This window comes from Hyphococcus sp. (assembly GCF_965267305.1).
Taxonomy (GTDB): domain Bacteria; phylum Pseudomonadota; class Alphaproteobacteria; order Caulobacterales; family Parvularculaceae; genus Hyphococcus.
Map to the genome: position 1 here is coordinate 2,263,662 of NZ_OZ253945.1, position 24,544 is coordinate 2,288,205.

Here is a 24,544-nt window from a genome sequence, read left to right on the forward strand (position 1 = left end):
GCTAGCGATGTTCGCGCTGCGCTTTCATGGCGCGCCACCTAGAATATTGTTTCTGCTTGGCGGGATCGGAATCTTCGCGCCCCTGAAGCCAGAACGAAAACCAGTCAAGGTTTCGCTCGTAGACCGCGCGGCGGTGGGCGGGTTGCCATTTTATGTGATATTCATCCGGGAAGACATAGAGGTCTATCGGATGGCCTGCGTCGGCGAACGCCGTACGCGCTTGAAGTGCGAAAAGCAGCTCGCGATCCGCTACTTGGGCGAGGATCGGAGCGGTGACCCGTTCGGCGTTCAGCGCGAGCGAGAGATCCGGCCATTGTGAATACTCGCCGCCCCAGGGACCGAGGCCGGCCTCGCGCCACACCTGCCTTCGGCTATCGTGGAGAAACAAATAGAAAAATGGATCGTCTGACAGGCCACTGACCGAAGCGGCGGCGATGCAGTTGCAATGAATCAGAGCAAAGGCCGTGTTCAGCGCGCCGTTGCTCAGTCCCGTCATTCCAATCCGCTTCTCGTCGGCGATGCCGACGTCGATGACTTGCTCGACGCCAGATTCGATCGCCGAGAGGTTCCGGCGGCGATAGCTCAGATTGGCGAGGAGATACCGCTCCAGATCATCATTGTTCGTCGCCTCAGATCGCGCCTGCATATCGTGCGGCGTCTCGATCGCCAGAACGGCGAAGCCTCGATCCGCAAATAGATGAACGGGATATTCGTCGCCCACCCCGCCGCGCAGGAATCCGGTTGCGCGATACTGGACGACAATAAGCGCCAGCCGCTGTCCTTCGCGCACACTACGCGGCGTTACCAAGTAGCCGAAGGCTTCATCGCCGGCGGACGTACGCCATTCGAGTTTGCGCGCCGGCGCGAGCATTCTGCGAAACCCGGCATTCGGCTCGTACAAGGTGCGGATTTCGCCCGAAGCATAAGACACCGACACGATTGACGTTGGCGACGACGGGCCTTCATGCAGGCAGATCGCCTCGCGCATGCGCGGCTGGCAGCCGCGGATCGCGTCGTCTGTGACGAGAATCGAACGGACAGAATCGCTTCGCAAATCCCATACGGCGAGTTCATGACGCGATCGCCCCCAGCCGGTTCGGCGAACGAAGAAGACGCCATCTCCCTCCGGCGTCGGGGCGAATTCAACGATCTCGCCGGCGCACAGCGCGGCCGGGCACGGCCGGGAGGATTGGACGCCGCCATCGATCGATACAAAAAGACGATGTGGCGCGAGCGAGCCGCGAAGGCCTGGCGAATCGGGCGAGAGCCACACGACGCCATTCCTTCCCAGCTTCGCGAAGTCGCGCGCGCCATTTGAGCTCGTGATTTCCGGCGGGGTCACGCGGCCGGCGGAGGACACCGTCATGTTGTGAGATGGCCCTATGGCCGTAGGTCGTGCAGGAACGCGGGCTGACCGATAATATTGCACCTCGGCTTCGGTCGCCGGCCGGGTGGGGCCGTTGGGAAATTTGATTGTCAGGATTTCAGTGCGTGCAGGGGCGCCGGTGCTTAGCGGCGCTAGCGCATAAGCGGCGTAGAAGCGATCATCGAAGCGGTAGCCGGACCTTCCTTCCGTCGCGCGGAGCGCCGCGAGATCCTCATCGAAATAGTCGCGTTCATAGATGATCTCCGATCCCGACGGCGACCACACGAAGTCGAGCACGCGGCCCTTGGCCAAACCGGTGACGCACTCGCCCCCGGCCAGCTCGCAAACATCAATGTTGGTTTCCTCATTGCGAGACGCGCGAAAGGCGAGCCAGTCTCCGTCCGGCGACCAGCGAGGCTGCAATGTCGCCCAAACACCGTTGCGCCTGCCATTGTCGCGGGACATGAAATAGTCGATGTCGCCGCCGTCGCCGATGAATCGCGCTTGCGATCCCGGTCGCGCGCCCATTACGCACCAAGAGGACCGATTACGGTTTGTTTCCGCGTCACCCTGCTGGACTTGAAACGCAAACTGTTTTCCGTCCGGCGAAAGGCTCACGCCCGTGATGTCGATGAGCGCCGCCATAGCGGTCGAGTTTAGAGTCTGCATGCTCCCGGGTTCAGCGGGGGAGCATGCAAGCGCCATGGCGGCGAAGAGTGAAGCGACCACAGGATCAGAACCGCTTCGTCACCGTCGCACTCACAAGCCGTCCGAGAGCGGAGTAATTCGTCGAATCGTAGTTTACGAGGAGCGACGCGATGGAAGATATCGGCGGCGCAAGGAAAGGCGGCGCTTCATTAAAGAGGTTCGTCACCGCCAGATTGAACCCAACATCGCCGACGACGCCCAGTTTCGCTTGATAATCAACGACGAGATCGACTGTCGTCATGGAATCGCGTTTAACATTCGGCGTTACGCCTCTATCGATGATTCCGGCGGTGTGATTCAGGCTGGCATTCAAGGTGAACCCGTCCCGCGACCAGCCAGCGCCGAGCCGGCCCTTGAAGTCCGCCGGCCAGAAATTAACGCCAGCGGTCGGTTCGACCGGTGCAAGCTCGGTCAGTTTGCGCGTACCCTCAGTGATCCAATTGCCGTTGACGCTGAGGGACAGATCGCCGCCGCGCAGCTCTGTCCTGTAGCGCGCCGTGAGATCGACGCCCTGGACGCTCTGGCTTGAGACGTTGGTGAAACGATTATCGATAATCGCAATCGCTTTGGCGGGATCATAAGGCGCGCCAGCCTGATTAAACGTGAACGTTCCGGCGGGCAGCCCCGCCGCCGCAAAGGTAGCGTTTTGCTCATTGACGGTCGGGTTCAAAATGACGAATTCAGCAAATATGGGATCGCTCAAGGCTTGCGTGAATACGCTGATCGGCCGCTCCACCCGATTGGCGTAGTCAATATCGAACCAGCCGAACTCCAGTGTGAAATTAGGGAGAAACTCCGGCGCTGCGACAAAGCCGGCCGTGATGATCTCGGCGGTTTCGGGAGTAAGATCCGGACTGCCCCCGCTGGAGAAGAAAATCACTTGCGCGTCCGGCGGTGCGCCGACAGCGCCATGCTGCGCGGCCGTGCGCAATGTCAGAGACGTCGCCAAATGCCGCTGGAACAAGGTCGGAACTTTGAAGCTGCGCCCCCAGCTTGCCTTGAGATTGAAGCCGGGCGCCAGCTCCCAAAGGGCGCCGATTTTCGGCGTCGTTGCAGAACCAAAGCTATCATAGTCTTCGTAACGCAGCGCCGCATTCAGCGTAAACCGCTTTACCAGCGGGATATTCTGATCTTCCGAAACGAACGGCAGGTTCGCCTCGCCATAGACATGATAACTGCTTTCTTCGGCGTCCAACTCACTGGAAACGCTGCCTGTCAGGATGTTGACGACTCTTCGGTCAAAACTGCTCTCCCGCCATCCGCCGCCGACGGAAACCCGGCTTTCGCCCCCTGGCAGGTTGAAGACCGGGCCTTCCGCCTCCAGACCCGCGGCCAGGGCGCCATTGAAACTTTCACTAACAGAATTGGAAATCTGCTCGCCGGTGGAGACGCTGAAACTCGGCTGGCCCAACAGCGCTTCGTTCCGCCCGAATGCGCCGTGAAGACGCGCCGACCAGTCACCTGGAAGTTTGACTTCAAACGAGGGCGTGACGCCCCAGATTGTCGAGTCTCTTTCCTGCTGGATAAGGGACGACGGGCTAGTCTGAAACGTACTGTCCGACGACCGATCAGCGTAAAACGCGTCGACGCGGAGAACTGCATTTGCTCCGGCTTCCTGATGTGCGCTGAACAATGCGCTCTTTTGCGTTTGCTCCGGATAGATCGTGAGATTCTGATTGAGTATATGTTCGAGATATTCGCGATGCTTGGCCCTGACGGATTCATTGTGCGAATAATCGCCGGTGATGAGGAATCCGCCCGAACTCCAATTTGTCCCGGCGACCGCTGTGTATTGCTGTTGCTCATAGCCGCCATCCGTCGCCGCGCCGACACGCGCTCGGAGTTCCGCGCCGTCATAATCGCGTTTCAGCACTATGTTGGCGACGCCGCCCACTGCGTCCGAGCCATAGATCGCCGAGGCGCCGTCGAGCAGGATTTCCACCCGCTCGATCGCCGTGACTGGAATGACGGACACATCGACCGCCTGCCCAAAGCCGTCATAGGCCAGCCGCGATCCGTTCAAGAGCGTCAGGGTCGCATCAGATCCAAGTCCTCGCAGATTGAGCGCGGACGACCCGGTGGCGTTGCTATTGCCTTGCATGGAGCCCACCGCCGCCCCGAAGGCCACTCCCGGATTCTGCCCGCCCGCGAAGTTCTGCGGCAGCGCGCGGATGACCTCGCCGAGATTGTTTTGTCCCTGAAGCCGCATGTCCTCTTGTGTAATTGTCACCACTGGCGATGTTGGCCGCGCGCCTTTGATCCGGGTGCCTGTCACGACGACCTGATCCTGCTCGTTTGCGGCCTCTTCGTCGCCAAGTCGCGGGCGGCTTTGCCGAGGGTCGTCGCGATCCTCGACGGTCTCCGCCGATTGGGTGGACCGCATGCTGGCCGCATTGCTCGTTTCCGCGGGAACGGTCATGGAGGCCGGCTGGGGCCGCGGCGTGACGACGAGGGTCGTTTCGTTGCGGATTTTATAGGTGAGCGTGCTTGGCGACAGCAGCCGTTCCAGGGCCTCGAAACTGGTGTACGCCCCCATGAGCGCCTGGCTTTGAACGCCGGCGGCAAGATCGTCCTGAATCAGCACCACATAATTCGACTGCTCGGACCATGCGATAAGCGCATCCGTCAGCGGCTGCGCCGGAATATTCCACTGGAGTTTGACGTTCTCGACGCGGACCGCGGCTTGCGCGTCGTAAGCGGCGGCTTCAGCGGCGCAGACCACCGCTAAGACCGACGCGGATGCGATCATTGCACTTCTCATTTTCTTGTTCATTTGTTTTATTCCCCTCCTGACGACCATCACGCCGCGCACGGGCGCGTTGTCCCGGCGCGACATGTCGTTTCCGGTCATGCTGTCGTCGCGGCGGGCGAAAACCTGACAGGGGCTTGGGAAGTTTTTTTGCCGCAGCAGGCGGCGGCGGCGCGGCGCGCGCTTGGCGGCATTTGCCGAATGGCCGATTTCAAAAACGACCGGCGGCCGAAAGTCAGAAAATCAGTTGGACGCGCCAGCGGCAGGTCTCAGGACAATGCGGTCTTTTCGCGACCGGTCGATCTCAAGCGGGAGGATGTCAGGAAGTCCGTCGATCGTGGCGTCGATCTGGTCGGTGCGCAGCGAAGCGACGAGCGGCAGATCGAGGAGGCTCGCGTCGGCGACAATCGAGACTTCCGAATAGCGGTTCGCGTCGGCGATGAACTCGCGCAAAGGCGCGCCCCTGTAGGTGAGACGTCCGGCGCGCCATGAGGCGATAGCGGAAGGCGGCGCTTCGACGACATCGGTGAGGCCTTCGCCGCTCTCCAGCGCCGCGATTTCCTCACCCGCGGAAAGACGCGCCTCGGCGAGGCTTGCGCCAGTTTTGTCGCCCGGCGCATGTCGCCGCACTTCGACATGGCCTTCCGCGACGGAGACGGTGACGCCAGTTGCCCCCTGGCGGACATTGAACCTCGTGCCGGTCACGCGGACTTCCGCATCTCCGGACGACACAAAAAACGCCCGCGCGTCGCCTTTGCGAACATCGAAAAACGCCTCGCCGCTTTGAAGATAAACCCGCCGTTCGCTGTCGGAATAAGCAACTTTGAGCCTCGATTTGGGCGCGAGTTCGGCGGCGCTGCCGTCGGGAAGAACGATCTCCGCGGTTTTGGCGGTACGCGTCGCATGGATATTGGGAAGGAGCCAGGCGGGCTGCGTATAAACGATCGCGGGGATAATAAACGCCAGCGCGAGGCCCGCCGCGAGGGCCGCATAGGCGAAGGAGCGCCGTGAAAACCCCACGCCGACATGTCCGCCGGCTGAAAATCGCCCTTTCGCCGGCGGCGCAAAGTCTGGCGCGGTCGCCAGCTCCCGCAAGTCATCGAGCTCGCCGACAACGTCCCAAACTTCGCGCGCCTCTTCATAGGCTGTGGCATGGCGCGGATCGGCCTTGCGCCATGCCTCGAAAGCACGGCGGTCTTCGGGTGTCGCGGCGCCGCCCTTCAGCCGCCAGAACCATTGCGTCGCCTCGTCGAAGACGGCGCTATCAGCGTTTTTGGGGGCCGCGCCCATTCAGGTCTTCCGCATGTTGGTTCGCCGGCGCATCATCGAAGATCTTCAGCATTTCCCTCTTGCAGTCGCGCATCGCGCGCGAGACGTGCTTGCTCACGGCGTCGGGTTTCATGGCGAGCCGCTCGGCGATCTCAGTTTCGGTCAATTCCTGAAACCGCGCCAGCATAAATACCTGCCGCCGTTTCTCTGGCATTGCGGCGATAATGGCGCGCAGGCGGTTCAACTTGTCGCGCCGGATCGCTTCGTCTTCGGGGTTCGGCGATTCCTCGCCAATCGTGGCGGCGGGATCGCTCTTCAACCGCTCGACGCGTTCTTCCTGCGCGTGTTCCTTGCGGTAGTAATCCGCAAGCTGGTTGCGCGCAGCGCGGAAGAGATACTGGCGCATATTGGCGACAGCATCGAGCGAGGGCCGCGCCGCAAGGGCCGCGAATACCGTATGGGCAATGTCCGCTGCAATTGACTTCTCCGGGAGCTTGCTGCTCAGAAACGAGACCAGCGGCCCGTGATAGGCGCGATAGGCGTCCTCAAGGTCGAACGCGTCCGAGGCCGCAGCCGAGGCGGCAGGAAGGCCATCGTCAGCGGCCATCGACCCCTCCCGCACTTGTCCCCTTCCCGGCCGCCGCCAGGCGCCTGACGATCTGGCGCACCGAGGCGCGCAATGCGGCGTTCTCGATCGCCTGATAATTCCGGATGAGATCGATAAGCTCGGTTTTCCGCGCCGCCGCGGTGCGCGGGGCGCCGCTCAGCGGGATGAGAAGAACCGGGCTTTTCCGGCCGTTTATCGACGAGCGTGAAGGGCCCATCTTCAGCCCGTCGAAAAGCGCCCCGACCTCGACGTCGAGGGTTTCCGCGGCGCGAAAGGCTGTGGACGCCGCCATGCGGTCCCTGCCGCTTTCGTATTTCTGGACCTGCTGAAGGCTGACCCCGAGACGGCGGCCAAGCTCGGTCTGGTTCAGCCCGCGAGACAGCCGCAATTGCTGGAGGTTTGCCCCGAGCGCCTCTTCGATCCCGGCTGAGTAGGAAGTCTTTCTTATATTGCCTCGGGCTTTATTGATCGTGACGATGACTCCCTCCAGCCCACGAATGTGCTCTCAAGCATTTATCAAATGTGGACTATAGACCGTGGATTAATAATCCACAAAATCTTCATTTCAGCGAATGGGTTCACGCCAGCTCATCGCGCGAAATGTTCGAGAAATCAGACTCTTGAGAAAGCTTTCCCAAGAGGGATTAGCGCTGGAAGCTGAAATAGATCGCGCCTATGTCAGCAAAATTGAGCGTTCTCGCTGCAATCCGACTATCGAGGTGTTGGACAAGCTTGCCGCAGCACTTTCTGTGAAGACTGTTCGTCTATTCGACGAGAAATCTATCAGCCCAAAGCCAGCCCAACTTCCTCGCGGCCGGCGTCGGAAACGTCTGAGCAAAACCAAACGACCTCGCGCGCAAAAGCCGTAGCGTCAGTACTGGGTTAGGTCTCATTTTCTCGGCGCCCTGAGCTGAGCGGCATTACTAATGTGGACTATAGACCGTGGATTAATACGCCACAAAGATCTGACGTGGCCCCATGGGCTCACGTCAACTCATTGCACGAAATCTTCGAGCGATCAGATTATCGAATCGGATTTCGCAAGAAGAGTTGGCGTTGGAAGCAGATATTGACCGTGCCTATGTCAGCGGGCTGGAACGTGGCCTAAGAAACCCAACGGTGGATCTACTCGATAAGCTCGCTGATGCGTTGGATGTAAAAGCGCGTGACTTTTTCGCGGAGACTCCGATAACGCCGAAACCAAAGGCGCTTCCGCGAGGGCGACGCCAGAAATAGTATGCGCGCCGACGAGGCACTGGTGTTTGTTGCAGTGTTGGCGGCCAAGTCTTACCGTCGCCGCAATCCGTAAGGCTTCCCCACCGCATGCATAATGAAACGCTTCGAAAAAACCTGGCGCACAATATTCACGTCCGCCGTGGCGAGTTAACTCAGAAAGAGTTCGCTCAAATCATTGGTATCGATCAGGCCTCAGTTAATCGGATCGAACTTGGCGAACAGAACATCACAATCGATACGTTACAGCTCATCTGCACGAGACTGAAGTGCGCAGCCGGCGACCTGCTGGACAGTTGATTTCTTGACAACATCAATGTCGTAAATTTCGGAACTACGCGGCTACGCAGTTATGTCAGCAAAGACGATAGGATCGAAACGCCATAAGGCGCTCATCGCTATGCTGATTAAGGAGCGAAAAGCCGCAGGCATGAATCAAACCGAACTTGCCAAGGCCCTCGGTCAGTATCAGTCATTCGTCGCCAGAGTGGAAAGCGGCGAACGGCGCGTCGATGTGATCGAGTTTCTCGACCTAGCGAACGCAATTGGGTTTGAACCGAAAAAAGCGATCGCGAAGTTATTGGCTAAGTAGCCGTATTGCGCCCTCGCAGCAGCGTCTCATGCCGCCCCGCTTCAAGCCCGCCATTTTCCAGAAACAACACCAGATCCGCCTCTCGCGCCAATGCAATTCTGTGCGTAATGAGAACAAGCGTCGAGCGGCCTCGATAACGTTCTCTCAGCGTGCGGATCGCGCGCGCCTCGCTTGTCCGATCCAGCGCCGAGGTTGTTTCATCAAGAATGACGACCGGCGCCGAAACGCCCGCGAGCCGCGCCAGCTCCAGCTTCTGGGCCTGCCCGCCGGAGAGGCGCGCGCCCTGCTCGCCGACCGCGAGGTCGAGATCGATGGGACGGCCGGATTCATAAAAGCCCCATTCGGCGAGGATCGCGGCGAGTTCCGCCTCGCTCGCATTGGTCGGCGGATAGAGCGCGTTTTCGCGCAAGGTGCGGTTGAAAAGACCGACGGTCTGCGGCGTGTAGAGGACGAGCCGGCAGCGCGCGTCGAGTTCGATATCGCGCAGGGGCCGGCCATCGATCGAAACACCGCCCTCTTCCGGTTCGATGATGCCCGCGATAATCTGCGCGAGGGTCGATTTCCCCGACCCGTTCGGCCCGAGCATCACGACGAAGGCGCCCGGCGAGATCTGCGCCGACGCGCCGCGCAGCACCCATTCCTCGCCATAGCGGAAGCCGACAGCGTCCAGCGCAATCGCGGCGGGACCGGCCGGCGCCGGCGGGGGACACGGCGGCTCGCCAAGCGCCTCGCCGCCAAGGCCCAGCGCTTCGTTGATATTGGCGATGGACACGCCGGCCTGGCGAATGATGTAACCGAAGCCGCCGAGCGGCAGCGCCAGGCGAAACGCATAAGCTTGGAGAAGGACAAAATCGCCGACTGTGAGGCGTCCTGCTACGACGTCAGTCGTAGCAAGACAAAGAAGCACGCTTAAGCCCGCCGCGAGAACGGTCGATTGCAGCGTCGCCGTCGCCGCGATCAGCCGCGACACGGATTCGTTTGCGCGCCGCCGACCGGCCAGCGCCGCGCCGATGATATCGAGCTCCGCGGCGAGGTTGCCGTTAAAGACGACGCGGCGTGCGTTTCTGACAATATCGCCGAGGGTCTGCGCTTGCGCGGCGACCGCTTCATTAGCGGCGCGCGCCGCGTCCTGAAACTTCGCCGCGCCGCGCCTTGTGGCGACGAGATAGGCGCCGAGCACCACAATCATCATCACGACATAGCGCAGCGGGACGAGCGCAGCGACGATGGCGAGACTGATCAGCGTTTGCGCGATGAGCGGCGCCGCGCGCCACAGAAGGCCGTCGATGACGATCTGGAGACTGAAAGGCAGCCGCTCCAGCACGCCCTGAAGGTGGGCGCTATCGCCTTCGCGCGTTCGGGCAAGGGCTGGAAGCTGCGCCCGCGCAGCATCGAGCACGATACGGCGCGCCAGCTTGTCGATGATCCGTATTGTGAACGCATATTTTAACGCGGTCGTCACGTTTGCTCCGGTCGAGGCAACGACGAAGCCCGAGACGAAAAATACAATCAGGCCGATCGGCGCCGATCCCGCCGTCAGCCCGTCCACCGCGAGCTTTAAGAGCACCGGCGACGAGACGCCAAGCGCAACGTTTGCGAGTTCAATGGCGATCGCTGAGACTGCATCCCGGCGCGCGCCGAACGACGGCCGGCCGATCATCGCGACAAGACGCCCGATCACTCCGAAGCTCGTCACACGGTCACTGTTTCCGCCTCCCCGGGCTGCTACGCGTCGAGTATCGAATAACACTTCCCAGCAGGCTTCCATATTCTACCGGTGGCAGCAGGGGTTGTGAGACACGACTACCATCGAAGCCGGTCTCATGGTTACCTAACTGGTGGCGGCGTCATTTTGAGTGACGCCATTCAAATATCGAGCGAAGGCAATTGGTGTTAGTAATGACCGACAAGAATTCAGGAGATTAAAGCTCAATGCGGCGCGCGAAAGAAGTACATTCTCGGAAGAGTTCTTCGAGATCAAAAAAACATCTCGCAACGCAAACTCAGATACCACGCCCCGCGTTGTGAATAACATTCCACCAGACCTCCCGATCCTTGACGAAGAGTTGAGTATTATCGAAGCCTACCTCAACGAAGTCATCATAGGTATTACAGAGGTGCAGGATCGAAAACAACGTTAAGTAGCCTCGCAATCGGAGACCAAAAGAAGAATATTGATGACAACATTTTGATTTCGCCGCCGACCAAAGCAGAGCCCGATGCCACGTCGTGCTATTTGGTTCTTAGGTGGCGGATGATTGGAAAAGGCGATGATTAAATTCGACATAAAACAAAACGATGTCGCCCTCGACTATACCCCCGAAAACGACGCTTGGTGGGTTTTGCGGGAGCTGAAGACACATCATCAGGTGAGGATAAGCCGCGCCTTCAGCTTCAGGGACAGCGATCTCATTTCCAGGCCGAAGGAAGACGAATTCGGCGAATTGAAACGCGGCGTATTTCGGTTTCGCTTCGCCAAACGAAAGGATGGTTACTTCCGTATCGCAGGGCGCATTCTGGATATGGAAGCTGACGTTCTGATCGCTGACAAAGGCATACCCCTCGAACGCAAACTTTTCGTTGCCGAGCGCAATATCGGCATTTTCAAGCGGATTGCGAAGGTGAAGCAGGACGGCGGCGATATTGTCGTCGGCGGCGACCGTGACGGCGCGATCCCGCTGGACGCCTTCCGGGAATTGCTCGACCGATTTCCCAATACTGGCGAACTCAATCGCTATGCGGCCGCGCGTGTCGAAGCGATTGTCGGCGAATTCTTCGACGGAGTGAGCGACGCGCGTAAGAAATACGAGACCTATCTCAGCAAGCGAAAATCGTCGGTCAGCAAGAAACCGCTCCGGCAGGAATCGCTCTTACAGGCGGAAATCGACAAATATGTCTATCTCCGCGACACAATTACAGCCTGGCTAGAGAAGGCGGAGTCCTATTCCGAACGGGACTGGCAGGAGATGATTACGAAAGTGATCCTGTTGCTCCTCCCAAAATATGTCGCTGTGCTGGAAAACGTCCGGATTTCGGATTTTTATTCATCGCCTGACAAAACAAAAAAGCGGTTTATCGACCTTTGCCTCGTTGACGCCGGCGGCAATATCGATGTCATTGAAATAAAGAAACCATTCGACAATTCCGTCTTGGCGAAAACACGCTATCGCGACAATAATTTGCCGACCCGTGAATTATCCGGCAGCATCATGCAGGCGGAGAAATACCTGTTTCACTTATCGAAATGGGGCGTCGAGGGCGAGCGCCAGTTGACCAAACGGCACGGAAACAAATTGCCGCACGGATTTCAGCTTCGCATCACTAATCCGAAGGCGATCATCATTCTGGGACGGGACCGCTCCACAAAGCACAGCGAGGCCTTAACGCCGGATCAAATGTTCGATCTGGAAGTCATCAAGCGCAAATACGCCAATATGATGGACATCCTCACTTACGACGATCTCTTGCGCCGTCTGAACAATACGATAGCTTCGCTCACCGACAGAAAGGCGGAAATAGAATAGGGCTTGTTAATCGCCGCCGCCAGCGCCGATATCATTCCAGTTTTCCGTAAGATAAGTCGCAATCCCTTTTCCGGGCGCATAAAATTCGTAGAGCCTTTCGAATTCCCGCCTTGCCGCGTCAAAAGATTCATCGCTGATGACGCGCCGCACTTTTGAAAGGAACAACAGCGCCAGGCTCGGCGCCCGAGACTGACCCTGATGGCAATGAAAGAGCACGGCTCTTCCCGCGTCCCAATGTTCCTTTGCGAACCGCATGGCTTCAGTAAACAGCGCGGGCTTGAACAGCGGAACCGGCGGATCGATCATATTGAGGTAAAGATCGTTTCCGGATTGGAGAACGAGATAATTCGGGTGCGCGCTGTCGAGATTGCCCTTGTAGCCTACGGCGCGCTGGTGACAGGGCGATTTGCAGGCGTGAATGATCGCCCAGTCTTGGCTATGTTCCGCAAGCAGCTCGCGGCCCGCCGGGCTGACGCCGGTCGCCGGCCCGCAGCCCGGACAGGCTCGGGCGCCAGCCACGAAAATGCGATCATTGACGTCGATCATGAATAAACGTCGCAATTAACATGCGCAAAGCCGTCATTTTTTTATGCGTGCGAATGTGGTCCGTCCGGCGTTAATATAGCCGAGCAAATGTTCATCGCCTTCTGGCGGCGCGGGCATGTCTTCCTGCGCGGCCGCGACGATCAGTTTTGAAAACGCAATGCCGCCGCGCACAACGCCTTCTAGAAATCCAAGAAACCGGTTCCAGTCGGGCGGGTACGCCAGATCGGTGTCGCCGTTGAAAACAAGATGATTTTCATTTTGGTCAACATAGGTATTCAATGCCGTTTCAAGGACAAAGATGTTGATCAAAAACCCCGTCCTGTCGTCATTGTCAGCGAGCAACTGCAAGAGCTCGGGTTTCCATTCGAAGGCCTTTGCAAGCAGGTCGTCATTGACATGACCAACCAGAATGTTGCGCACATATTTCGCAAACCCATAGGCCTTTTCGTGGTTTTTGAATTCTGCTGCAAGCGCCGGCCGGTTTTTGTATAGATGGCGGACGGATGGCTCTAGGTCGGCTAAATTTGCGGCGACGATCAGCGCCTGCTTAACGATGAGCATCCACTGGGCGTTGAGCTCTCCCTGGCCGGAAAGCCGCCGGTCGATTTCCTCGAGATCGTAAAGCGCCAATCGCGACGCGGCGCCGATATGGAGAATGTTTCGCGGCATCGTTCTTTGCGCTTCATATCCGGCAGTTTGGCTGGGCCAGCGCTGCCGCCTAATTCTTTTTCTTCTTCGCGGGCGTTTTCTTCTTCGCCTTAGCTTTCGGTTTTTTCTTGTCCGGCGCCTGGGTCAGCGCCGAGCCGGAAAGTTTCTTGATTTCCGTCTTGGTCAGAGAGGCCGGATCTTTCAGGCCTTTCGCCGCGATTTTCGCGATTTCTTTCGAAGTCTTTTCGTTTTTCGCCATTTGGCTCTCCCGGCGCTGATGCGATGGAATAGCAATTTGCCTTGCCCAGGAAGTCAACCCTGTCAGCGCTCGCCTTTGATTTACATGTTTTGAAGCGGTTTGAAGTCGACAATTGCGAGGGAGGAAGAAGATTATTACGGGCAGCGGCGGCGGCGGTCGTGCAACATCTCCGTCAAACGGATTAGCGGCCTCGATCTTGAATCGGCCCTAGCGACCGTCGCCAAAGTCACCGACACTCAATGGTTTTATATGGCGTGTCCCACTTTTCTTTGTAATGCGCCTTACGGCGACTGTTTCTCTCGCGAATCGCGATATATATGCCTTATAAGGTATAATTGTTGCTAATGATATCTTATAGAGTATCGATGCTATTGACAGCGTGTGATTTTGATATATTTAGAGGCATCATTCACTGACAATATGCTCAAAACGGCATCAAATGACCTATGCGCTAAAAGATATTGGAGAGGCGCTTCAGAAAGAGCGCGAACGCCGCGGGCTGTCCCAGCGCGCCTACGCCGCCCTGACCGGCGCCACGCAGCCGCGCGTTTCGAAGATTGAGAACGGCGAGATTGATCCGCGCCTTTCCACATTGATTGAATTCGCCAGATCGCTCGATCTCGACCTGATGCTGGTGCCGCGCCAGCACGTTCCGGCGGTAAATGCGATTATCAAGCGCCAGCCCCTTTCTTATGACCAGAAAACCGCGCAGAACGCGATCCGCCGTCTCAGCACAATCGTCACCGTTCTTCGGGAGCGATTCCCCGACAACGATCATTTGACAAAACTCGCAAAGACGACCCGCGAGCTGTCAAACTTCAGACTGCGCGGCGGCGACGCACAGCGTATTTCAAAAATAGGAGACGCGCTCAAATCAATTCAGGCAACGCCCGCGCTTGTGAACACGCTGGACATTCACGCCAATGAGTTGAGGCGCATACGTAACGAAATCGCTCACAATGTAACGGAGGAGAGTTCAGAACCGCGCCCCGCCTATCGACTCGATGAGGACGATAATGAGTAGCGTACAAACATTATTCGTAAAACTTTATGGCGAGCCCATTGGAACCCTGACGCTGCTTCAGGGTGACCGATCAATATTCGCCTTCAATGACGCCTATGTGGCGAATGACGCGAGACCGACGCTCAGCCTGTCATTCAAGGATGAATTCGGTGACCTCATCACCCAATCGCGACCGACGCAAACAAGTTTGACGCCGTTTTTCTCGAACCTCCTCCCCGAAGGCCACATGCGGGACTATCTCGCCGTCCGTGCAGGCGTAAAAAAAATGCGTGAATTTCATCTTCTGTCCGTTCTCGGCCGAGACTTGCCAGGCGCGCTGACGGTCACGCCGGAAGACGGCGTTAGCTTGAACATTGACGACGCCGATGATGGGGACGCCTCAACTAGCGGCGGGAAACATGAAAACGCCATGCGTTTTTCGCTCGCAGGCGTTCAGATGAAATTTTCGGCGATATTGGAAGCCGAAGGCGGATTGACTATCCCCATCGACGGCGCAGGCGGCTCATGGATTGTAAAACTGCCATCGTCAAATTTTGACCGCGTGCCTGAAAATGAAATGTCGATGATGACGCTGGCGCAGAAAATCGGCATTGACGTTCCGCCGCACAAATTAATCGATCCGGCGGCGATAGAAGGCCTGCCGGAAGGCGTCGAAACGCTTAAAGGGCCAGCGTTCGCCATTGAACGCTTCGACCGGGGACCGGATGGCGAGCGCATCCAAATTGAAGATTTCGCGCAAGTTTTCAGCGTCTATCCAGATCAAAAATATCAGCGCGCCACCTACCGTTCCATCGGTCAGGTGCTTTGGATCGAAACCGGCGCTGAAGGCTTTGACGAGTTCATCAAGCGTCTCGTTTTCAACACGCTGATCGGAAACGCCGACATGCATCTGAAGAACTGGTCGCTCATCTATAAGAACCGCGTAACGCCAACGATCGCGCCTGCTTACGACTTTGTTTCAACGATCGCTTATTTAGACGACGAAAATGCAGGCCTCAAATATGCGCGACAAAAGCGCATGGCGAAATTCTCACTCGATGAATTGAAGTATCTTACCGCCAAGGCGGGCGCTCCCGAATCTTTGGCCGTCAACGCCGCCAAGGAAACCGTTGAGCGCTTCCGCAGCCTATGGCCTGGCGAAAGTAAAAACCTGCCCATTACGGCAGAAGCGCGTTCAAAAATTGAGACGCATTTTGCTTCTGTAGAGCTGTTTCGCGAACTCTAGGCCGTTGCAATTCGCTCATCTGGGCGCTCGTCCATGTTGGCGAATAATTCTCGGGTCTTATTGCAGCCCCGGCAAAGGCCGCATGCAAAAGACGCCCGATGACACGAGAATGTCCAGCCCAGGAGATCGCGTGAAGCGCCCGATTGCGCGACAAGTTCTGGGGTCGTCATATCCAGCGCCGGCGCAGAGAGCGACATATTTGGATATTGGCTGCGCAGCGTTTCACTCATCGCAGAAACAAATGCAGGCGCGCCGTCATTGTGAATGCGGTCTGATAAAACGGTTCCAATAATTATTTCCCGCAAATCATCTTGCGCGTATCGCATAGCCGCAAGCGTAATCAAAAGCTGGTTGCGCAAAGGCCAGTACTCGGTGGGGTTGTTGTCATCTTGATCTTCTGGCGGCGCGGCGCCCGCCATATCGCCGGCCCCGAGATGGGAAAGCGGGGCTGTAACCACCTCATGGCGCAATTCTATAACCTTAGAAATATGAGACGCCGCCCTTATTTCGCCGCGCGCGCAAACCTGCCCGTAATCAATCGTCAGCGCGATATCCGGACGCGTCATGAGCGCAAGACAGGTTGATTCAACACCACCAGAAAACAAAAGTAATTTCATTTGCGCCCGCTTTCCCAGGCGACGCGGTATATGGCGCTCGCAAAGTCATCTGTAATGGTGCTGCGCTGCGAGCCCTTCACCATGGTTTGATCGCCTTCTTTGGGATTTTGCGATAACGCGACCACAGGGATGCCTTTGCGAACAGCGTACCCGACCTCGAAGACAGTTCCCGGATCGCACCCATCCATGACCGCCAGTAATGCGGTGCATTCATCGAGGCCTTTTAGATCGGCCGCCACGACACGATCAATTTCCTCCTTGGTATGCTCGCGGATGATCCCGGCCTCATGATATGGCGAAAAAAACTTCACTCCAAGACCGGCCAACGCCAAGCAGGCCTCTTCAATCAGCCAAAGTTCCGCCATCGTGAAAAACGGTCCGGCGACATAAACCTTTCCTGGCTTTTTTCTATCAAGCACGACGGCCTCAAGCGCCGCTGTATCTTCATCGAGCACGACCGACGGCAACCGGTTGTTGCAGTAACGAGCGACGCATCTCGACGCCGCATCTGCGGCCTCTTCAGGAGGCAGGCCTTTCTCCGCCCAATGAAAGGCAAAAGCCGCACTGAACACATCGCCGGACCCAATCTTGTAGACGCGCTCAGTGCGATAGGGCGGCACGCTCTTCGTGTACGCGCCATCAACATAAATACGACACCCCTTTGCGCCGCCCTTAACAATAATGACCGACGCACCCTCTTCTTTATAGATTCTCTCCACCGCCTTGGTTTCGGTTTTTGAGCGTCCTAACGCAAGGGCTTCTTTCGCGTTCAGAATTATGGATAAAGATTTTGCTGTTGATCCGTTGGCGCTGAACGAAACCGGGTGATGCGGGCTTTGCGGGTCGAATACCACGCGGTCGCCATGAACGACGGCCGTTCCTTCCATAAACCCGAATCTCAGAATGTTTTCGCCCTTGATTTCGATTGGCGCGCATTGGCGAGGGTTGGCTGGCGTAAACTCAGGATTCGATAGTGGATGGAAATATGTGAAGGAGACGGTTTCGTTGCTTTCGCAAGCAACGTGCTTCAAGTTCGATCGCGAGAGCGACTGCGAAACGATCTCTTGATAGTTTTTCGGACAATAATAGCGCCATTCAACGTCAACCCCTGCGAGCGCGATGGCGATTGCAGCGCGCCCGCCCGATCCGAACTCAACATTATGTTCGGGTGAAACACATCGCTCTTTGTAAAATCCGCCGGCAACGATCATTCGCTAAATTCGCTCGATAATGACCGTCACGGACGATCCGGAAATTTTGACAATCTCCGCTTCATATTGATGCCCGCCGCGCAAACACCGAATAAGATCGCCCAACTGACCGGCGCCGGTAATTGTGCCGGCGACCGAACGATTGCCTTTCGTTAGCGCGGCGACGCTTGTCGTCTGATTTTCAGTGTAAAGCTCGACATCCAGGCGATCGCCTTTATCCAGCTCATCAATGACGGCTGCGACAGGGCTGAACAGTTCCGTCTGAAACCGAAGATCACATTTGTCGCTTCCGCTTGAGCCGCCTGACCCGGAAACGGGCCGTCCGTTGCTTGAACCGCTTCCACCCATGACCAATCCTCCTTCGACGCTTATATGCGCGAAGAAAGCTTATTAGGCGGCCATCTCACGCGCTAAATCCGATCCAAACATGCGCATGTCCGACCACATAACTGCATCGAGTACGGATGCGCGCACATGCAATTCTCCGGCGAATGCTATAAAGCGTTTCTCTAACGCCAAGTAATCTTTCGGGAGCCGGCAGTTTTTCTCAAAAAGACTGATTGTCCAACCAGCTCGCAATACATGAATGTCCAGAATAGCGACTTCGTCAGTATCGAACCAGTTTCTCGTAATCCAACTCGCTGTTTTCGGGCCGACGCCTTCTAGCGTCTGAATTTGATTTCGAAATGAAATTGGATCGGTATCGAAATCCAATTCGCCAAGTGATTGCATCGCCTTTGAAATACGTCGCGCGCGCTGATTCGGAAAGCGATATTTATGCGGCCGTCCGTTGACGAGCGCCGGTTCAGCAAGCATTGCAAAAATATCGCTCTCAGAGCGGTTTTCCCCAGTCTGAAATACATTCTTTTTGCGCAATCGCTCGTAAAACGCCGTCGCTACCTCCAGGGTCACGCCAAATCCGCCAAGTAGGCAAAACCCAATCTCCTCAGCGAGGCTGCCGTGGTGGTTCACAAAATCGATTTTTTCCACATCGGCGCAAGCGCAGCGCATGGCCCAATATGCCGGCGTCAGCAATTCATCTTGGCGGCCAAAACGAACGCCAGGCAGAATTTCGTCATCAGGGCAGTGACGAAACGACAAATTTACCCCCATCGCATGCGCTTTATCGAACATAGCAGTCTTCCCATATCGCATTACGCATAATATATGCGTTCATTATGCAAGCAAGCGACTGGACAAAAAACGGGATGAGCGGCCGCCTGAAATGGGCGCGATTACGCGCGGGCCTCAATCAGGCAGCGCTAGCCGAGAAGTTCGGCGCCGATCAGTCCACGCTTTCTCGCGTTGAAAACGGCAAAATTCCGAGGAAAGAGTTGATGGCTCGCGCAGCCGCCTTTGTAATGGCGGCCGAACAATCGACCGACGGACGCTATGACCAAATTGCCGAGAGCGTGGCGAAGTCGACCGAATTCCGAGCGCTCATCGCGCGTATCGCCTCGGAATTATAATGCATAAAATATGCATAATTCGCGATCCGACTTCGCCTTTCATTGCAGAAAGCATGGATTCTTAATCAGAAAATCCGTTGGGGATTTTTTGTGAGTCAAAGACCGGCGAAACCGGCTGGCCGGGGCAGCGGGCCGCCTTTTTCAAAAGCCAAATCTAGATCCTTCGACAAGCTCTGCAGGATGGCCTGAAGCTTCGGCCCCATTTGGACGAGGGCCGAACCCATCCCATTCGCGCTTCGGGGAGTGCGCCACAAATGCGGCGGCAAAAAGCAGAGAGGGCGGGTTTGCGCGGCGACGAAGATTCCCCATCTTCAACCCATATTGTTCGCTATATTTGAGGAGAATTTCATGGCTGAATATTTTAAAAAACAAGACACAATGGGAACCGGCGACATCTGGGATGTCTACCTGAAAAACGGTGAAGAAAAGCGCGACGCGATTTGGCGAGGCGATCATTTTGTCGACGCCGACGGAAATCCCATTCCGAACGAGGCTATTGCCGATTGGGGCAACGAGCGGAAGAAACAACCGCACGAGTAGGACAACGCTTGAATTGCCGGCACCTCGAGGCCGGACGTGAGTCGACCTTCATTCGGAGGAATCGTCCCGCCTGATGCGGGCCACACCGTAATTGCAGCAAACGACGGAATCAGCGATCATCCAAGAATATTTCTAATCTCTAACCGAAGATTTCGAATATTCATGAGGCTTATCAGCGGTTAGTGTTCAAGGTCATCACATGCCGCAAGACAGTCAAAATAACGACGCCTCGGTTTCCTTTCTTGACCTGCCGACATTCCTGAGAAAGTACGAACAGCGCTCGCTGGGAATGATGTGGCTGCTCGGCGCTGGCGCTTCCCGCGCAACCGGCATCAAGACCGCCGGCGACATGATTTGGGACTTCAAATCCCGGCTTTACCGATCTGACCGGAAAGTTCCTGCATCGGCCGTTTCCGATCTCGGAGACACCCGCGTGCGTGCAGAGCTTCAACGATTTTTTGACGCAAATAGTGAAAACCCGCCGCTTAACAGTCCCGAAGAATACTCTTTCTATTTCGAGAAGACATACCCCAACGCCAAAGACCGGCGAATCTATATCGACGATATGATGCGCGGCGCCAAACCAAGTTTCGGTCACATGGCGCTCGCCCATTTGATGAAGAAAGACTTATGCCGGATCGTTTGGACAACCAATTTTGATCGCGTGTTTGAGGACGCCGTAACATCGGTTTTTGAAACGTCTTCCATACTGACTGTCGGCGATCTCGGTGAGCCAAAGCGCATTCAAACAGCTTTTTCAGAAAGTCGGTGGCCGATTTATGCGAAACTACATGGCGACTTCCAATCGGAGGATCTAAAAAACACGAAAAGCGAGCTGGCGAACCAGGACGTCGAAATGCGGCGAGTATTTCTCGACACTTGCCGGCATCAGGGGTTGGCCGTCAGCGGATATAGCGGACGCGACAAATCTGTCATGGAGGTTTTGAACCGTGCGTTGGAGGAAAGCGCCAGCTTTCCAAACGGACTATTCTGGTTTGTCCGCGAGGAGGACCAAATATTTGAAGAGGTCGCCGCCCTCATTGCAACGGCGAAAGAAAAAGGCGTTGATGCCGATTTTGTCAAAGCCGAGAGTTTCGATGAGCTCTTTTCCGACGTTGTGCGATACCTACCGCAAACAGAACAATTGTCGATTACGTTAGATGACAAACGCAAGTTAGCGCCGCGAAAAATCGATCTGTCGAACGCTGCGCCCTCTATCCCCTTTATCCGCACCAACGCTATTCCGATTGTTGAGTATCCGAACACCTGCCGACTCATTGAGTGCGATATTGGCGGCGCCAAGGAAATCCAAGAAGCAATGGGCGACGACGCTGAACAAATCGTCGCTGCCCGGATTAAAAAGGGCGTCCTGGCCTTCGGCGATGACGGCGAGCTGAAGCGTATATTTAAACACTACGGCATCAAGAAGCTCGACACGCACAGCATCTTGCCGGAACGGCTTAAATTCGAATCCGGCGAACGGTCCTTGCTGCGCGACGCTCTTTTCAGCGCCATATCAGCAAGTTGCGGTTTCCCGATCATCCAGGATCGTCATCGCCATTACATTCGCGCAGATATTGGCGATGCAAGATTTGATCTACAAACCTTGACACGCGCAGCAGGTCGCCTTCACGGAGAACGGTCTGGCGGAAATGTGAAATGGGCCGAAGCCTGCGGCCTTCGTCTCGACTATCGCCTCGGCGCTCTTTGGTTACTGCTGAAGCCGTTCGTGATGGTCGACCTCCACGACGATTTAGCGGACGAGGCTAAAGACGACGCTAAGGAGTTTGTTCGAGAGCGTCGCGCCACGCGCTACAATAGTCAATCAAACGCCCTTCTAGATGGATGGGTACAAGCTCTATTCGGCGCCGGCCAGTCTGGCGTTGACCTCGGTTTTGACGGTGGAACTGGGATTGGAGCGCGATTTGAAATCCTGCCAGTCACCGGATTCAGCGGGCTGACCAAATGACCTCAAATCTCAAACCGTACAATTTACCGCAACACCGGCGCCTCGCAGAACCCTTGTTGCGTTTCGGCAGCGTCGACGAAACAGCGGTGGACATTCACCCTTTGCGCGGCCTGCTCGATTACGGACCTTTCGGCAAGTTGCGTATATCGAGCGTGCCCAACCCGATCCGGGTTGCCTTCATCGGCCAAAAGGCGATGATTGGAAGGCTAAAACATCTTTTTCGCGAACTTGAGGGTAAGCACAGACCAAGAGAACGACGCGATTATCTTCCTGAATATCCTGGGTTCACAAAGATATTCGGCGCATCATTGGCAGCGGCCGGCGATGAGATGACGCTGGAACTCCCTGATAGCATCGATGACCAACTTAAATCTGCGACGGCCCCACACCGCGTATTGGCGGAAACATTGATCGGCGCATTGTCGAGCCTGCGCGTTCATCAGCACAGTTTCGACATTATATTTCTGGGCCTGGATGAGAAATGGATGATGGGTTTTGAAGGCGACGAAAACGACGATTTCGACCTACATGATTTTCTGAAGGCCCATTCTGCGTCCGCGGGATTGCCGCTGCAAATCATCCGCGGCGGCGATACTAACCGCGCCCTCGATTACTCCTGTCGGTGCAGCGTCATGTGGCGACTTGCCATTGCCATATACGCTAAAGCTGGCGGCATTCCCTGGGCGCTCGCCAACACAAGGACGGACACAGCCTACATCGGCATCGACTACGCTATTCGGCGCAATGCTGGCGCAGACAACAGATTCGCTATCTGTTGCGCCCAGGTGTTTGACTCCGACGGCGCTGGTCTTGATTTTATAGCTTATGAAGCCGACGACATTCGGATCGACCGCAGTAATCCGTATATGCGCAAAGATCAGATGTTGAAGGTCATGGCGCGCGGACTTGCAATTTATCAGCGCAAACACGCCGGTTCGGTCCCGGCGCGCATCGTCGTTCATAAGAATACGGAATTTCGACGCGATGAAATCGACGGCTGCCTTGCCGCGTTCAGCAATGTGCCGGATGTCGAACTCTTGCAGGTTCAGCGGAGCCATGGCTGGCAGGGCGTGCTTTTCAGCCAGAAAGGCAAGGCCGATGGGTATCCGTCTCATCGCGGCCAGGTTATGCCACTCGGCGAAAATGAAGCGCTTTTGTGGACGCAGGGGGATATTCCGACGATGACTCCCGGCAACAAGGCTTACTATAAAGAAGGCAAGGGCATCCCTTCGCCAGTGCTAATCACCCGGTTTGCCGGTAGAGGCGATTTCTACAATCTCTGTGAAGAAACGCTGGCGCTGACAAAAATGAACTGGAACAATGACGGCCCATACACGCAATTGCCAGTGACGCTCGAATACGCCGACATATTGGCGCAAGTCGTCAAACGAATGCCAAAACTTGATGCGCGGCCCTATCCGGTTCGGCTGTTTATGTAGCCTAGGAAGGCCGAAATCGGGTTTTGGAATTGTTTGTGAAAAGCCCGATGGCGATCCCGGCAGGATTCGAACCTGCGACCTCCAGATTCGGAATCTGGCGCTCTATCCAACTGAGCTACGGGATCTAAGAGAAACGATCGGTCCGTTTCCAATTTGTCTTTTGCCCAACTCACCATCGCCTGCGCAAGCTTTATTGAAGCCCCATGCGGTCCGTCATCGCTGACGCAATTCGATAGGTTTGTAAGGCGTTGAATCCTTCTCTGAAAGGCGGTGCTGAGATCGTGCTGACTCCGGCTTGTCGACACTCAGATCGCTTTTTCTAACTAACTAATATCACTCCGTTTTTCGACTTCAAAAACTCCGTTGTTGCATCCTTCGGAGGGCAGCGCTCTATCCAGCTGAGCTACGGGACCCGCTCGCCAAGGCTTCGGGATGTACGCGATTGAGGCGGGCCCGGCAAGGCGTGAGGCGCAAGCCCCAGCGCGGGCCCTTTTTTCGCCCTCTTGAAGCCCTATCCTCCAGATGCGAGATAGAAGCGCCTCAACCCCACGAAAGGCCGATTGATGAAAATTGTCCGCATCGCCGCCCTCGCCGTCAGCCTGCCAGCCCTTGCCGCTGCTGCGCCCGCCTTCGCGCAGGCCCAGCCCGCCGCGCCGGACATTCTCACCGAGACGATCGAGGTCGCAACGCCCGCCATGTGGCGCGTCGCGGACGCGGATTCGGAAATGATCCTGCTCGGGACGTTTCACATCCTCCCGCCCTCGCTGGAATGGCGCAATGACACCCTCGCCGCCGCCTTCGATGCGGCCGATGTCGTATGGTTTGAGGTGGACGCCAACGCGCCGGATGCGCAGACCAAAACCGTCAACACCGTGATGACGCAAGGCTTCAACCCGCAGGGCGTGACATTGACCGGCATGCTCAACCCAGAAGACGCGCAAAAACTGCAAGAGATCGTGGGCGAACTGAAATTGCCTTTCGCCGCCATCGACACCATGCGCCCCTGGAATGCGTTTCTCAGTTTGAGCGTGCAGTTCATCATCAATCAGGGGTTCCAGCCGGGATCGGGCGTCGACAGCGTGCTGCTCGCCGACGCAAAAGCTGGCGGCAAGGATGTGCGGTTTTTTGAAACTATCGAACAGCAGCTTGCGTTTTTCACCGGCCTCTCGCCAGAGGTGGAGAAAGAGCTTCTCCTCATCACCATTCGCGATTGGGACGACCAGACGGCCGCCTTCGACGATCTTTTCACTGCATGGGCGACGGGCGATGCGGAGCTTATCGACACGAATATGAACGACGACATGCGGGATCAGGCGCCGGAGGTTTACGAACGGCTGATTGTGTCGCGCAACGCCGAATGGGCGGAGGTTCTCGACGCATCGCTCGAAGCGGAAAGCGGCAAGGTCTTCGTCGCCGTCGGTGCAGCGCATCTTGTGGGCGGAGAGTTTTCGGTTCCTGCCCTCCTCAAAGCCAAAGGCTATGAGGTTTCACGCTACGGCGTTGAGCCGGAAGCCGCGAACGACAATAAACAGGCGCAATAGCGCGCCGG

General features: G+C 56.7%; 26 protein-coding genes and 1 tRNA gene. 13 read left to right on the plus strand and 14 right to left on the minus strand.

Features of this window, described 5'->3' with window-relative positions; genetic code table 11:
• Nucleotide 1: 1 nt before the first annotated feature.
• The 5 genes from ACQY5P_RS10625 to ACQY5P_RS10645 form a co-directional block, all read right to left on the minus strand.
• Nucleotides 2-2,035 (minus strand): Atxe2 family lasso peptide isopeptidase, encoded by a 2,034-nt coding sequence (locus ACQY5P_RS10625; RefSeq protein ID WP_428406838.1) that lies wholly within the window; start codon nucleotides 2,033-2,035, stop codon nucleotides 2-4.
• 64 nt (nucleotides 2,036-2,099) lie between these two features.
• On the minus strand, nucleotides 2,100-4,823 hold the full coding sequence (locus ACQY5P_RS10630; RefSeq protein WP_428406839.1) for a TonB-dependent receptor domain-containing protein: 2,724 nt from the start codon (nucleotides 4,821-4,823) through the stop codon (nucleotides 2,100-2,102).
• Between the two features lie 243 nt (nucleotides 4,824-5,066).
• Nucleotides 5,067-6,113, minus strand: a complete 1,047-nt coding sequence (locus ACQY5P_RS10635) for a FecR family protein (RefSeq protein ID WP_428406840.1) — start codon at nucleotides 6,111-6,113, stop codon at nucleotides 5,067-5,069.
• Complete coding sequence (locus ACQY5P_RS10640) at nucleotides 6,088-6,699, minus strand: RNA polymerase sigma factor (RefSeq protein ID WP_428406841.1); 612 nt, start codon at nucleotides 6,697-6,699, stop codon at nucleotides 6,088-6,090. The genes ACQY5P_RS10635 and ACQY5P_RS10640 overlap by 26 nt, the downstream gene beginning before the upstream one ends.
• On the minus strand, nucleotides 6,689-7,198 hold the full coding sequence (locus ACQY5P_RS10645; RefSeq protein WP_428410653.1) for a helix-turn-helix domain-containing protein: 510 nt from the start codon (nucleotides 7,196-7,198) through the stop codon (nucleotides 6,689-6,691). The genes ACQY5P_RS10640 and ACQY5P_RS10645 overlap by 11 nt, the downstream gene beginning before the upstream one ends.
• Nucleotides 7,199-7,271: 73 nt before the next feature.
• Here ACQY5P_RS10645 and ACQY5P_RS10650 point away from each other — a divergent pair, with 73 nt between their 5' ends.
• From ACQY5P_RS10650 to ACQY5P_RS10665, 4 genes are all read left to right on the plus strand, one after another.
• Nucleotides 7,272-7,568 carry a helix-turn-helix domain-containing protein gene (locus ACQY5P_RS10650; RefSeq protein ID WP_428406842.1) on the plus strand — a complete coding sequence of 99 codons (297 nt, stop codon included), beginning with the start codon at nucleotides 7,272-7,274 and terminating at the stop codon, nucleotides 7,566-7,568.
• Nucleotides 7,569-7,677: 109 nt separating this feature from the next.
• Nucleotides 7,678-7,935 carry a helix-turn-helix domain-containing protein gene (locus ACQY5P_RS10655; RefSeq protein WP_428406843.1) on the plus strand — a complete coding sequence of 86 codons (258 nt, stop codon included), beginning with the start codon at nucleotides 7,678-7,680 and terminating at the stop codon, nucleotides 7,933-7,935.
• 87 nt (nucleotides 7,936-8,022) lie between these two features.
• On the plus strand, nucleotides 8,023-8,232 hold the full coding sequence (locus ACQY5P_RS10660) for a helix-turn-helix domain-containing protein (RefSeq protein ID WP_428406844.1): 210 nt from the start codon (nucleotides 8,023-8,025) through the stop codon (nucleotides 8,230-8,232).
• A gap of 100 nt (nucleotides 8,233-8,332) precedes the next feature.
• Entirely contained in the window at nucleotides 8,333-8,524 is a 192-nt protein-coding gene (locus tag ACQY5P_RS10665) for a helix-turn-helix domain-containing protein (RefSeq protein ID WP_428406845.1), read from the plus strand.
• Here the strand turns inward: ACQY5P_RS10665 and ACQY5P_RS10670 are convergent.
• The gene (locus tag ACQY5P_RS10670; protein ID WP_428406846.1) at nucleotides 8,517-10,220 is read right to left on the minus strand and encodes an ATP-binding cassette domain-containing protein; all 1,704 of its coding nucleotides are present in this window, start codon (nucleotides 10,218-10,220) and stop codon (nucleotides 8,517-8,519) included. The two genes, ACQY5P_RS10665 and ACQY5P_RS10670, sit on opposite strands and share 8 nt — an antisense overlap.
• Nucleotides 10,221-10,380: 160 nt before the next feature.
• Between ACQY5P_RS10670 and ACQY5P_RS10675 the strand changes: the two genes are divergently transcribed.
• Nucleotides 10,381-10,665, plus strand: a complete 285-nt coding sequence (locus tag ACQY5P_RS10675) for a hypothetical protein (protein WP_428406847.1) — start codon at nucleotides 10,381-10,383, stop codon at nucleotides 10,663-10,665.
• A gap of 129 nt (nucleotides 10,666-10,794) precedes the next feature.
• Nucleotides 10,795-12,048 (plus strand): Shedu immune nuclease family protein, encoded by a 1,254-nt coding sequence (locus tag ACQY5P_RS10680; protein WP_428406848.1) that lies wholly within the window; start codon nucleotides 10,795-10,797, stop codon nucleotides 12,046-12,048.
• Between the two features lie 6 nt (nucleotides 12,049-12,054).
• Here ACQY5P_RS10680 and ACQY5P_RS10685 read toward each other — a convergent pair whose 3' ends face one another.
• From ACQY5P_RS10685 to ACQY5P_RS10695, 3 genes are read right to left on the minus strand one after another with little or no spacing between them, the layout of a single operon-like run.
• Nucleotides 12,055-12,594, minus strand: coding sequence for a hypothetical protein (locus ACQY5P_RS10685; protein ID WP_428406849.1), 540 nt, complete (start codon nucleotides 12,592-12,594; stop codon nucleotides 12,055-12,057).
• A 33-nt stretch (nucleotides 12,595-12,627) separates the two neighbouring features.
• Nucleotides 12,628-13,263 carry a hypothetical protein gene (locus ACQY5P_RS10690; protein ID WP_428406850.1) on the minus strand — a complete coding sequence of 212 codons (636 nt, stop codon included), beginning with the start codon at nucleotides 13,261-13,263 and terminating at the stop codon, nucleotides 12,628-12,630.
• 49 nt (nucleotides 13,264-13,312) lie between these two features.
• The gene (locus ACQY5P_RS10695) at nucleotides 13,313-13,501 is read right to left on the minus strand and encodes a hypothetical protein (RefSeq protein WP_428406851.1); all 189 of its coding nucleotides are present in this window, start codon (nucleotides 13,499-13,501) and stop codon (nucleotides 13,313-13,315) included.
• Between the two features lie 439 nt (nucleotides 13,502-13,940).
• On the opposite strand from ACQY5P_RS10695, the gene ACQY5P_RS10700 reads away from it, so the two are divergent.
• Together ACQY5P_RS10700 and ACQY5P_RS10705 are read left to right on the plus strand one after the other, a co-directional pair.
• Entirely contained in the window at nucleotides 13,941-14,525 is a 585-nt protein-coding gene (locus tag ACQY5P_RS10700) for a helix-turn-helix domain-containing protein (protein WP_428406852.1), read from the plus strand.
• Complete coding sequence (locus ACQY5P_RS10705; RefSeq protein WP_428406853.1) at nucleotides 14,518-15,750, plus strand: type II toxin-antitoxin system HipA family toxin; 1,233 nt, start codon at nucleotides 14,518-14,520, stop codon at nucleotides 15,748-15,750. The genes ACQY5P_RS10700 and ACQY5P_RS10705 overlap by 8 nt, the downstream gene beginning before the upstream one ends.
• On the opposite strand, the gene ACQY5P_RS10710 is transcribed toward ACQY5P_RS10705, so the two are convergent.
• Genes ACQY5P_RS10710 through ACQY5P_RS10725 form a run of 4 tightly spaced genes read right to left on the minus strand, consistent with a single transcriptional unit; the run spans nucleotide 15,747 to nucleotide 18,712 of the window.
• Nucleotides 15,747-16,367, minus strand: coding sequence for a 7-cyano-7-deazaguanine synthase (locus ACQY5P_RS10710; RefSeq protein WP_428406854.1), 621 nt, complete (start codon nucleotides 16,365-16,367; stop codon nucleotides 15,747-15,749). The two genes, ACQY5P_RS10705 and ACQY5P_RS10710, sit on opposite strands and share 4 nt — an antisense overlap.
• On the minus strand, nucleotides 16,364-17,578 hold the full coding sequence (locus ACQY5P_RS10715; protein WP_428406855.1) for a PfkB family carbohydrate kinase: 1,215 nt from the start codon (nucleotides 17,576-17,578) through the stop codon (nucleotides 16,364-16,366). The genes ACQY5P_RS10710 and ACQY5P_RS10715 overlap by 4 nt, the downstream gene beginning before the upstream one ends.
• A gap of 3 nt (nucleotides 17,579-17,581) precedes the next feature.
• Nucleotides 17,582-17,926 carry a hypothetical protein gene (locus ACQY5P_RS10720; RefSeq protein WP_428406856.1) on the minus strand — a complete coding sequence of 115 codons (345 nt, stop codon included), beginning with the start codon at nucleotides 17,924-17,926 and terminating at the stop codon, nucleotides 17,582-17,584.
• Between the two features lie 42 nt (nucleotides 17,927-17,968).
• A complete protein-coding gene (locus ACQY5P_RS10725; protein WP_428406857.1) occupies nucleotides 17,969-18,712 on the minus strand; it encodes a hypothetical protein in 744 nt (247 codons plus the stop codon).
• A 74-nt stretch (nucleotides 18,713-18,786) separates the two neighbouring features.
• Between ACQY5P_RS10725 and ACQY5P_RS10730 the strand changes: the two genes are divergently transcribed.
• The 4 genes from ACQY5P_RS10730 to ACQY5P_RS10745 all read left to right on the plus strand — a co-directional run bounded on the left by ACQY5P_RS10730 (nucleotide 18,787) and on the right by ACQY5P_RS10745 (nucleotide 22,995).
• The gene (locus tag ACQY5P_RS10730; protein ID WP_428406858.1) at nucleotides 18,787-19,047 is read left to right on the plus strand and encodes a helix-turn-helix transcriptional regulator; all 261 of its coding nucleotides are present in this window, start codon (nucleotides 18,787-18,789) and stop codon (nucleotides 19,045-19,047) included.
• Between the two features lie 348 nt (nucleotides 19,048-19,395).
• Nucleotides 19,396-19,587 (plus strand): hypothetical protein, encoded by a 192-nt coding sequence (locus ACQY5P_RS10735; protein WP_428406859.1) that lies wholly within the window; start codon nucleotides 19,396-19,398, stop codon nucleotides 19,585-19,587.
• A 199-nt stretch (nucleotides 19,588-19,786) separates the two neighbouring features.
• Complete coding sequence (locus ACQY5P_RS10740; RefSeq protein ID WP_428406860.1) at nucleotides 19,787-21,556, plus strand: SIR2 family NAD-dependent protein deacylase; 1,770 nt, start codon at nucleotides 19,787-19,789, stop codon at nucleotides 21,554-21,556.
• Complete coding sequence (locus ACQY5P_RS10745) at nucleotides 21,553-22,995, plus strand: argonaute/piwi family protein (RefSeq protein WP_428406861.1); 1,443 nt, start codon at nucleotides 21,553-21,555, stop codon at nucleotides 22,993-22,995. Before ACQY5P_RS10740 ends, ACQY5P_RS10745 begins: the two co-directional genes overlap by 4 nt.
• 48 nt (nucleotides 22,996-23,043) lie before the next feature.
• On the opposite strand, the gene ACQY5P_RS10750 is transcribed toward ACQY5P_RS10745, so the two are convergent.
• Nucleotides 23,044-23,120, minus strand: a tRNA-Arg gene (locus ACQY5P_RS10750).
• A 438-nt stretch (nucleotides 23,121-23,558) separates the two neighbouring features.
• Here ACQY5P_RS10750 and ACQY5P_RS10755 point away from each other — a divergent pair.
• Nucleotides 23,559-24,536 carry a TraB/GumN family protein gene (locus tag ACQY5P_RS10755; protein ID WP_428406862.1) on the plus strand — a complete coding sequence of 326 codons (978 nt, stop codon included), beginning with the start codon at nucleotides 23,559-23,561 and terminating at the stop codon, nucleotides 24,534-24,536.
• The last annotated feature ends 8 nt before the right edge of the window (nucleotides 24,537-24,544 follow it).